Origin of the sequence: Micromonospora sp. NPDC005298 (assembly GCF_040607375.1) — a bacterium.
Lineage (GTDB): Bacteria > Actinomycetota > Actinomycetes > Mycobacteriales > Micromonosporaceae > Micromonospora.
This window is the reverse complement of sequence record NZ_JBEXGP010000006.1, coordinates 221,653-231,238: the sequence shown is the minus strand read 5'-3', so window position 1 is coordinate 231,238 and position 9,586 is coordinate 221,653. Positions and strand designations below refer to the sequence as shown.

Sequence of the window (9,586 nt, the reverse complement as noted above, 5' to 3'; positions counted from 1 at the left end):
CTGTTGTTGGACGAGCCTGAGGTGTACGGGTTGCCGCCTGATCCGGTCGTGACCACCCGTGACCTGCCGGCGATGTGGAAACGCGCAGGCCTCGCCGCGCTGACGATGGCCGCCGTCACCGCTGTCGCGTTCCTGGGCAGGCGGCCATGACCGACACGACACCGGCCGGCGGGCACCGACGGCGGCGGCTCGGCGGGGACGGCGAGCAGCTCACCGTGCCGCCCGCCGACTTCAGCTCCTACTACGGCCGGCCGGTGCTCAAGGCGCCGGTGTGGAAGGACGACATCGCCGGTTACCTGTTCACCGGTGGCCTCGCCGCCGGAAGCGCGCTGATCGGCGCGGGAGCCCAGCTGACCGGTCGCCCCGACCTGCGTACGGCGGCCCGCTGGACGGCCCTGGGCGGCGTCACCGCCAGCACGTACCTGCTGATCCACGACCTCGGACGGCCGTCCCGGTTCCACCACATGCTGCGGGTCGCCAAGCTGACCTCGCCCATGTCCGTCGGCACCTGGATCCTCGCCGTCTTCGGTCCGGCCGCCGGTGTCGCCGCGATCGCCGAGATCGCGCCGCACCTCCCCGAACACGGCGTGCTCGGCCTCGCCCGGCGGTTGGCGCCTCCGGTCGGTGACGCCGCGGGCCTGGCCGCCGCGGCCGTCGCGCCGGCGCTGGCCACGTACACCGGGGTGCTGCTCGCCGACACGGCCGTGCCCTCCTGGCACGACGCCTATCCGTCGCTGCCCTTCGTCTTCGCCGGCAGCGCGCTGGCCGCGGCGACCGGAGTCGGCCTGATGGCGGCGCCGGCCACGCAGACCGCCCCGCTGCGGCGACTCGCCCTCGCCGCCGCGGCAGTCGAACTGGTCGGCGGACGTCGACTGGAACGGCTGGGCCTGACCGGGGAGCCCTACGCGCGCGGCCGCAGCGGACGTCTGGTCACCGCCGGGCGGGTGCTGCTCGCCGTGGGCACCGCCGCGGCGCTCGTCAGCCGCCGCAGCCGCCTCCTGGCGGCGATCTCCGGCGCGGCCCTCGTGGCCTCGTCGGTCGCCACCCGGTTCGGCGTCTTCGAGGCGGGCCGGGTCTCGGCGCGCGACCCGAAGTACACGGTCGTGCCCCAGCGGGAGCGACTCGAGGAGAGGAACAGGGCGGCGGCGCCCCGACCCTGAGCGGCCACGACGCGCCACCTCCAACCCGCAGGAAAGGCGCCGCCGGACCGCGGTCGGCCCCGCTCAGCCGGTGAACAGTTTCGCGGCGGTGATGGCGGTCTGGACGATGCCGTAGCCGAGCAGCGCCGCGACGAGCAGCCACGACACCCAGAGCCGCCCGGTCTGGCTGCCGACGTGCCCGGGTACCGGCGGGTTGCTCTGCGGGCCGATGGCGACCGGCTCGGTGACCGTGGCCTTGGCCACCTGCGACGTCGGCCCCCGGTCCGGCTCGTGGAAGCGGTCCGGCACGGGACGCACCAGCAGGTTGGCGATGAAGCCGATGGCCAGGATGCCGACCATGGTGAACAGCGCGGGCCGGTACGCCGACGCGGTGAGCGTGCCGGGTTTGCCCTGCGTGTCGAGGATGCCGTTGACGATCAGCGGGCCGGCGACACCCGCCGCCGACCAGGCGGTCAGGATCCGGCCGTGGATCGCGCCGACCTGGAAGGTGCCGAAGAGGTCGCGCAGGTACGCGGGCATCGTGGCGAAGCCGCCGCCGTAGAAGGAGATGATCGCGGCGGCGATCAGCACGAACACCGCCGTCGCGGAGTGGCCGGCCACGGCCAGCAGCACGTACAGCACCATGCCGACGCCGAGGTACACCATGTAGATGGGCTTGCGGCCGATGAGGTCGGACGTCGTCGACCAGACGAACCGGCCGGCCATGTTGAACAGCGACAGCACTCCCACGAATCCGGCGGCCGCCGACACCGACACCGCTGTGGTGCCGTTGTCCCGGAAGAAGTCCTGGATCATCGGGCTGGCCTGTTCCAGGATGCCGATGCCGGCCGTGACGTTGCAGAACAACACGATCCACAGCAGCCAGAACGACCGGGTCCGTACGGCGTTCGTCGCGGACACGCTTGCCCGCGTCACCAGCGGCCGGCTGGCGACGCTCGCGGGGTCGAACCCGGCGGGACGCCAGTCCGGCGCCGGAACCCGGACGTTGAACGGGCCGAACATCATGATCACGAAGTAGCCGATGCCGAACGTGACGAAGAGCGCCACGAGGGCGTGCCCCGACGCGACGGCGGCCGGATTGTTCGGGTTGTAGCCGCCGTCGTAGAGGGAGAGCAGTTGGCGCGCGAGCGGACCGGCGACCAGGGCACCGCCGCCGAAGCCCATGATGGCCAGCCCGGTGGCGAGGCCCGGCCGGTCCGGGAACCACTTGATCAGGGTGGAGACGGGCGAGATGTAGCCGATGCCGAGACCGATGCCGCCGATGACGCCGTACCCGAGATAGAGCAGCCACAGCTGCTGCGTCGCGATGCCGAGCGCGCCGACGAGGAACCCGACGGCCCAGAAGCACGCCGAGACGAACATCGCCCGGCGTGGCCCGTTGCGCTCCACCCACCGGCCACCCACCGCGGCGGACGACCCCAGCATGACGATGGCGATGCTGAAGATCGCGCCGATCGCCGTCTGGCTGGTGTCGAAGTGCGCGATGAGGGAGTTCTTGTAGACGCTCGTCGCGTAGACCTGCCCGATGCACACGTGCACGGCCAGCGCCGCCGTCGGGATGAGCCAGCGGCTGTATCCCGGGGGCGCGACGGTGTGCCGAGGATCGAATACCGACAGCATGGGCATTGTCCGTACCTCCTGCGGCTGCGTAGGCCGGCGGCGGTGCAGAGCTGTCCGTCCCGGCGGTTTGCCAAGCGGTGCCGCGACGGTGGCGGCCTCGGCGTACGTGGCGTCAGCCGTTGACCGGCCTACTTCACGCTACGTGGCGACAGGTTCGCGTCAGGTGGTTACCCGAAAACGCGGAACGGGGGCGGACCCGACCGGGTCCGCCCCCGACTGCTGACGTACGGGTCAGTGGATCGCGGCCTTTGCGGCCGCCTCCTCCTGGGCGCGTCGTTCGTCCCCGCTGACGGTGTGCAGCGGCTTCTCCTTGATGAACAGCACGACGATCAGCGCGAGCAGCGCGAACGGCGCGCCGACCAGGAAGAGGTCGGCGGTGGCGATGCCGTACACCTCCTGGAGGACGCGCACCACCGGTTCGGGCAGCGTGGACAGGTCGGGCACCTCGGTGGAGCCGCCGCCGGCCGTCGCCGCCGGGCCGAGCCGCTCGGTCGTGAGCGAGGTGACCCGGCTCGCCAGGACCGCACCGAGGGCGCTGACCCCGATCGCGCCGCCCATGCTGCGGAAGAACGTCAGCACGGAGGTGGCGGCGCCGAGTTCCTGGGCCGGTACGTCGTTCTGCGCGGCGAGCACGAGGTTCTGCATGAGCATGCCGACGCCGACGCCCAGCACGGCCATGTAGACCGACAGGACGAGGACGCTGGTGTCGGCGTCGATGGTGCCGAGCAGCAGCATGCCGACGGTCATCACGGCGGCGCCGGCCACCAGGTAGGCCTTCCACCGTCCGTACTTCGTGATGAGCTGCCCGGCCACCGTCGACGAGACCAGCAGACCGAAGATCATCGGGAGGCTCATCAGACCCGCGACGGTGGGCGACTTGCCGAGCGAGATCTGGAAGTACTGGGACAGGAAGACGGTGCCGCCGAACATCGCGACACCCACCAGCACGCTGGCGATCGTCGTCAGCGAGACGGTCCGGTTGCGGAAGATGCCAAGCGGGACGATCGGCTCGGCCGCCCGCGACTCCACGACGAGGGCCAGCGCCAGCAGGACCAGACCGCCGGCGACCATCAGGGCCGTCCAGCCGGAGGCCCACTCGAACTTGTTCCCGGCCAGGGACGACCAGATCAGCAGGGTGGAGACGCCCGAGGTGATGAGCAGGGCGCCCAGCCAGTCGATCTTCGCCTTGCGGCGGACGACGGGCAGGTGCAGGGTGCGCTGCAGCAGGGCGATGGAGATGATGCTGAAGGGGACGCCGATCAGGAAGCACCACCGCCAGCCCAGCCACGACGTGTCGACGAGCAGGCCGCCGATGAGCGGGCCGGCGATGGTGCCGACACCGAAGACCGCGCCGAAGATGCCGGCGTAGCGGCCCAGCTCACGGGGCGGGATCATCGCCGCCATCACGATCGTGGCCAGCGCCGTCATGCCGCCGGCGCCGATTCCCTGGACGACGCGGCTGAGCAGCAGCACCTCGACGTTCGGCGTGAAGCCGGCGATGAGTGAACCCACCACGAACAGGCCCAGCGAGAGCTGGATCAGCAGCTTCTTGCTGTACAGGTCGGCCATCTTGCCCCACAGCGGCACCGTCGCCGTCATGGCGAGCAGTTCGCTCGTGACGATCCAGGTGTAGACGGTCTGGCTGCCGTTCAGGTCGGCGATGATCCGCGGCAGTGCGTTCGCCACCACAGTGGAGGCGAGGATTGACACGAACAGGCCGACCATCAGGCCGGACAGGGCCTGGAGAACCTCCCGACGCGTCATGCGCTTGCCGACGACGGCGGTGTCGGCGGGCGGGACGGTTGTGGTCATTGACGCTCCCTTGTCGGGTTTGTGGCGGAAGTTACTGCCCCCGCAGCTGATCTGCGACGGGGCGGGATCCGGTGGGGTCAGGAGGCGGTCGGCGGGTCCGGCAGGCCGGCGGCCAGCGCGGCGAATGCCTCGTCCACGAACTCGCGCAGGGGGCGGGTGTCGTCGCCGGCGGCCCAGCGCAGCATCGCGGTGTGGAAGGCGGCACTGGTGACGGCGGTGATCAGCGGCGGGAGGCCATGGTCGGGCCCCACGCCGAGGCGGGTGGCGATGACCGAGACCATGGCCCGTTCGGTCGCGATGTTGCTGGACACCAGCCGAGGCAGCAGCGCGGGGTTCTGGGTGATGACGGCGAGCCGCAACCGCCACAACTCCCGATCGGCCTGGATCGTGTCGATCGCCTCGGTGAGGGCCAGCCGGACGGCCCGCAACGCCGGCACCCTCGCGGGGACGGCCGCCAGACGCGCCACGACCGGGTTGCCGTCGAGTGCCGGGTCGTCGGTGAGCGCCTCGTCCTTGCAGGCGAAGTAGTTGAAGAAGGTGCGCGACGAGACGTCCGCGGCCTCGCTGATCTCCTCCACCGTCACGTGCTCCAGGCCGCGTTCGGCGACCAGGCGCAACGCGGCGGCGGTGAGCGCGGCCCGGGTCTGTGCCTTCTTGCGGTCTCGGCGCCCGGTGCCGGCGTGGTCGGTGTCGGTCACGCGAGCGAGGCTAGGAGCGAACTTGCACAGTCTGCAAGTTTTTAGTCTCTGAAGTGATTCTCCCGACGCGCGTCGCCGCTAGGCGGCCACCGACGGGTCCGGTCCCTGGGGGCGGGGCACGGCCCCGGTGGTCTCCAGGATGAGCGCCGCGACCAGGTCCGGATCGTCACTCATCGGCACGTGCCCGCAGCCGGTCAACGTCACCACCCGGGCCGCCGGCAGGCCGGCCCGGGCGCGTTCGGCCTGGTGGACGCCGAAGATGCGGTCGCGGTCGCCCCAGCCGATGGTCACCGGCACCGCCGCGCCGGCGAGCCGGGGGCAGTCGAAGCGGTAGCTGCGGGCGGCCCGCGCCACGGCGCCGAAACCCAGCGCCCGCCGCAGGGCGAGCGCGTCGCCCACCGCGCGGTCCACGTCCAACCGCGTCGGGTGGGCCATCAGCGGCCCGAAGCACAACGCCCGCAGGTACGCCGACCGCAGCGCGACCCGCATGACGGGCGTGGGCAGGTACGAGTTGGCCCGCAGCATCCGGAGGATGGCCAACGCCCGGCGACGTTCCGCAGGTGTGAAGAAGCCGGCGGGGGAGAACGCGGTGGCCGACGCGACAGCCCCGGTGGCGGCGAGTTCCAGGCCGATCGCCCCGCCGAGGCTGTAACCGGCCACGTGCGGACGCTCCAGCCCCCACTGCGTCAGGACGGGCAGCATCGCGGCGACGGTGGCGGCCATGTCGGCGGGCATCCCGGTGCCGGGCACCGGCGAGTTCCCGAAGCCGGGCAGGTCGAGCGCGATCACCTCGTGGTGGGCGGTGAGCCTGTCGAACACGGGTTCCCACGCCTGGTGGCGGTGGCCGATGCCGTGAATGAGCACGAGCGGTTCACCACTGCCCGCGCGCCGGAAGTGAACGGTCATGACCGCCCCTCCACCGAGGACCTGCCGAAGGACCGGCCGAGCTGGCGTACCTCGTCCTCCATCTGACCGACCATCGTCCGACCGCCGAACCGGGTGATCAGCGCGTCCGACATGCCGCTGAGCACCACCGGCCGTAGCGCCTGCACCAGGGCCAGCGACCGTGGCACGTACACCTTGCGCCTGCGGCGTTCGATGCCGCGCAGCAGGGCGTCGACGCACTGTTCGACGGGGACGACCGTGGACAGCGGCCACGGCAGCCGGCGCAGCGTGGCGTTGAACGACGCCAGGTCGGCACGGATGTCGCGGACCAGGTCGGTGTCGATCCAGATCGGGTGGGCGGTGCCGACGGTGACGCCGGCCGCGCGGGTCTCCAGGCGCAGCACGTTCGCGAACTGCTCCACGCCCGCCTTGGACGCGCAGTAGGCGGCCATGCCGGGCATCGCCGTGAAGGCGGCGGCGGACGAGACGACCAGGACGTGGCCCCGCGCGGCGGTGACGTGCGGCAGGGCCGCACTGACCGTGCGGATCACGCCGCAGAGGTTCACCTCGACGGTACGCACCAACGCGTCCACCGGCCCGACGGCCACCGTGCCCAGGTTGGCGATGCCCGCGTTCGCGACGACCACGTCGATCCCGCCGAAGCGATCCACCGTGGACGCGACGGCGGCGTCCAACGCCGCCTGGTCGGTGACGTCGCACTCGTACCAGTGCGCGTCGAGGTCGGCGGCGAGCTGCCGGAGCCGATCGCCCTCCAGGCCGGCCAGGGCGACCCGTGCGCCCCGGGCGACGGCCGCGCGGGCCAGTTCGGCGCCGATGCCGCGTGCCGCGCCGGTGATGAACATGGTCCGGTCCGCCAGGTCATACCGCATCGGCGTGCTCCCGTTCCGTTCCGGTGGACCTCTGGTCGGCGGTGACGATCCGGTGGTCGGCGGGATGGAACCGCCGCAACCGCATCCGGAAGCTGGTGGCGAAGCCCGGCCAGATCGTGGTGTTGCGGCCGGTGGCGTCGAGGTACCAGCTATGACAGCCGGTCTGCCAGACGGTGCCGGTCATCTGCCTGTCGACCTGTTCGGTCCAGCGCCGCTGCGCCTCCACGGTCGGTTCGATGGCCTGCGCGCCGGTGGCCCGCATGTGGCGCAGGGCCGCGAGCACCAGGCGCAGCTGCGCCTCGATCATCAGCACCACGGAGGTGTGCCCGAGCCCGGTGTTGGGGCCGAGCAGGAAGAACAGGTTGGGAAAGCCCGCGATGGTGGTGCCCCGGTACGCGTGCATGCTGGGCGTCCAGGCCGTACCCAGGCTGCACCCGCCACGGCCGTGGATACGCCGTACGACCGGCGAGTCGGTGACGTGGAAGCCGGTGCCGAGGATGATCGTGTCCGCCCGGTGGTGGACGCCGTCGGCCGTGACCAGGCCGTCTGGCACGACCCGGGCGATGCCCTCGGTGACCACGTCGACGTTCGGGCGGGTGAGCGACGGCCAGTAGTCGTTGGAGATGAGGACCCGTTTGCAGCCCATCGTGTACCGGGGGGTGAGCTTCTCCCGCAGGGTCGGGTCGGTGACCTGACGTCGCAGCGTCCGCAGCGACAGCCGGGAGGCGAGGCGGTTGACCGTCGGGTGCAGGAAGCCCAGGCCCATCGTCTCGCGGAGCAGGTAGAGCCCGGCCCGGGCGGCCCGCTGCGCGCCGGGCACCGAACGGAACGCGGCCTGCTCCACCCGGCTGATCCGGCGCGAGCGCCTCGGCATGATCCAGGCGGGGGAGCGTTGGAACAGCGTCAGCCTCTCGACCGCCGGCTGGATCCGGGGAACGAACTGGACGGCGGACGCGCCGGTGCCGACGACCGCGACGCGACGGCCGGTCAGGTCGTGGTCGTGCCTCCAGCGGGCGGAGTGGAAGACCGTGCCGGCGAAGTCGTCGATGCCGGGCAGGTCGGGGATGGCGGGGTCGCTCAGCGGGCCGGCCGCGCAGATCAGCACCCGGGCGGTGTGGTCGCCGCCGGAGGTGCGCAGCAGCCAGCGTTGGCGCCTGTCGTCCCAGCGTGCCTCGTGCACCTCGTGGCGCAGCCGCACCCGGGGGCCGATCCCGAAGCGGTCGACACAGTCACGCAGGTAGCCGTGGATCTCCGGCTGGCTGGAGAAGGTGTTCGACCAGCGGGGGTTGGGGGCGAAGGAGAACGAGTAGAGGTGCGACGGGACGTCACACGCGCAGCCGGGGTAGGTGTTGTCCCGCCAGGTGCCGCCGACCTCGTCACCCCGGTCGAAGACGAGGTAGTCGGTGAAGCCGGCCTTCTGCAGGGCGATGGCCGCGCCCAGGCCGCCGAAACCGGCCCCGACGATGGCAACGTCTGTCTCCATCAGTCCTCCAGATGCTCGGCCGTGCCGGCCTGTGGCGGCCAGGGCGGATCGCCCACGCCGGTGATCCGTACGCCGCCCCACGGGTCGACCTCGGCCAGTCGGGCGGGTCGGGTCCGTTCGGCGATGCGCAGCTCGACGTCGCGGCGCCCCGACCGCAGCAGTTGTGCCACCGCCGGGTCGGGCTCGATGCGCCCGCCCCAGTGGAAGCGGCCGTCGACGGGTTCCCACCGTCCGCTGAGATGCGCCCGTACCGGGGCGCCCCCGATGCTCGCCGGACCGTGGTAGCTCACGGCGTGATCCGCTCGTGGGCGCGCGTCAGCTCGGGTGGCAGGTCGGCGCTGGCCCGGACGCCCTCGATCCCGCTCCACAGCAGAGTGGTCAGGTAGTCGGTGAGGGCGCTGCGGCTGATCGGCTGCCCGTGTGTGGTCCACCAGTCGCCGACCGCCTGCACGAACCCCACCAGGCCGTACGCCCAGGGCTCGGCCGGGCCGGCGTCGAGGCCGAGCGCGCGCAGCCGGTCGCCGATGACCCGGGCCAGCCCGGCGGCGACCTGTCGGCTGGTCCCGGCGACGACCTGGTGGATGCCGGGTTGGCCAGACTGGCGCATGAGGAACCGGTAGAGCGTGGGCTGTGACTCGATCACGCCGAGGTACGCGTCGATCGTCGCCTCGACCAGGTCGCGTTCCTCGCGGACCTGGTCGATGGCGGGTGCGATGGCGTCGACGACCCGGGCCGCCACGACCTCGCTCACCGCGACCCAGAGCTGCGACTTGTCGGTGAAGTAGCGGTAGAGCACCGGTTTGCTGACGCCCGCGATGGCGGCCACCTGGTCCATGTCGACGTCGGGTCCGTGTCGCAGCAGGGCCTGGACGGCGGCGCCGACGAGTGCCTGTCTGCGCTGCTCGCGATGGTCGGCCCAGCGGTCCCGGCGGCCGTTGCCCTTGGCTCTCGGTGCACCGCCGCCGGACGTGTCCGGCGGGTCGGATCCATTGACATCCTTAGGCGGCGATTGCATGCTACTACTCGTAACAGTTACCG

Annotated in this window: 9 protein-coding genes and 1 pseudogene; 2 read left to right on the top strand and 8 right to left on the bottom strand. The window is 71.9% G+C overall.

The window, feature by feature from the left end; translation table 11 throughout:
• Together ABZS77_RS14250 and nrfD are read left to right on the top strand one after the other, a co-directional pair.
• Window positions 1–150 (top strand): annotated as a pseudogene (locus ABZS77_RS14250) (4Fe-4S ferredoxin); the annotation flags it as partial.
• Window positions 147–1,160, top strand: coding sequence for an NrfD/PsrC family molybdoenzyme membrane anchor subunit (nrfD, locus tag ABZS77_RS14245; RefSeq protein ID WP_354822434.1), 1,014 nt, complete (start codon window positions 147–149; stop codon window positions 1,158–1,160). The pseudogene ABZS77_RS14250 and the gene nrfD, both read left to right, overlap by 4 nt.
• A gap of 63 nt (window positions 1,161–1,223) precedes the next feature.
• On the opposite strand, the gene ABZS77_RS14240 is transcribed toward nrfD, so the two are convergent.
• The 8 genes from ABZS77_RS14240 to ABZS77_RS14205 all read right to left on the bottom strand — a co-directional run bounded on the left by ABZS77_RS14240 (window position 1,224) and on the right by ABZS77_RS14205 (window position 9,563).
• Window positions 1,224–2,780 carry an OFA family MFS transporter gene (locus ABZS77_RS14240; protein ID WP_354822454.1) on the bottom strand — a complete coding sequence of 519 codons (1,557 nt, stop codon included), beginning with the start codon at window positions 2,778–2,780 and terminating at the stop codon, window positions 1,224–1,226.
• Window positions 2,781–3,011: 231 nt separating this feature from the next.
• Window positions 3,012–4,592: an MDR family MFS transporter gene (locus tag ABZS77_RS14235; protein ID WP_354822432.1), complete on the bottom strand. Its 1,581-nt coding sequence runs from the start codon at window positions 4,590–4,592 to the stop codon at window positions 3,012–3,014.
• Between the two features lie 77 nt (window positions 4,593–4,669).
• A complete protein-coding gene (locus tag ABZS77_RS14230; protein ID WP_354822430.1) occupies window positions 4,670–5,290 on the bottom strand; it encodes a TetR family transcriptional regulator in 621 nt (206 codons plus the stop codon).
• A gap of 78 nt (window positions 5,291–5,368) precedes the next feature.
• A complete protein-coding gene (locus ABZS77_RS14225; RefSeq protein ID WP_354822428.1) occupies window positions 5,369–6,196 on the bottom strand; it encodes an alpha/beta fold hydrolase in 828 nt (275 codons plus the stop codon).
• Window positions 6,193–7,065 (bottom strand): SDR family oxidoreductase, encoded by an 873-nt coding sequence (locus ABZS77_RS14220; protein ID WP_354822427.1) that lies wholly within the window; start codon window positions 7,063–7,065, stop codon window positions 6,193–6,195. The genes ABZS77_RS14225 and ABZS77_RS14220 overlap by 4 nt, the downstream gene beginning before the upstream one ends.
• The gene (locus tag ABZS77_RS14215) at window positions 7,055–8,548 is read right to left on the bottom strand and encodes an NAD(P)/FAD-dependent oxidoreductase (RefSeq protein WP_354822425.1); all 1,494 of its coding nucleotides are present in this window, start codon (window positions 8,546–8,548) and stop codon (window positions 7,055–7,057) included. Before ABZS77_RS14215 ends, ABZS77_RS14220 begins: the two co-directional genes overlap by 11 nt.
• Window positions 8,548–8,838, bottom strand: a complete 291-nt coding sequence (locus tag ABZS77_RS14210) for a DUF4873 domain-containing protein (RefSeq protein WP_354822423.1) — start codon at window positions 8,836–8,838, stop codon at window positions 8,548–8,550. The genes ABZS77_RS14215 and ABZS77_RS14210 overlap by 1 nt, the downstream gene beginning before the upstream one ends.
• Complete coding sequence (locus ABZS77_RS14205; protein ID WP_354822421.1) at window positions 8,835–9,563, bottom strand: TetR/AcrR family transcriptional regulator; 729 nt, start codon at window positions 9,561–9,563, stop codon at window positions 8,835–8,837. Before ABZS77_RS14205 ends, ABZS77_RS14210 begins: the two co-directional genes overlap by 4 nt.
• Window positions 9,564–9,586: the final 23 nt, after the last annotated feature.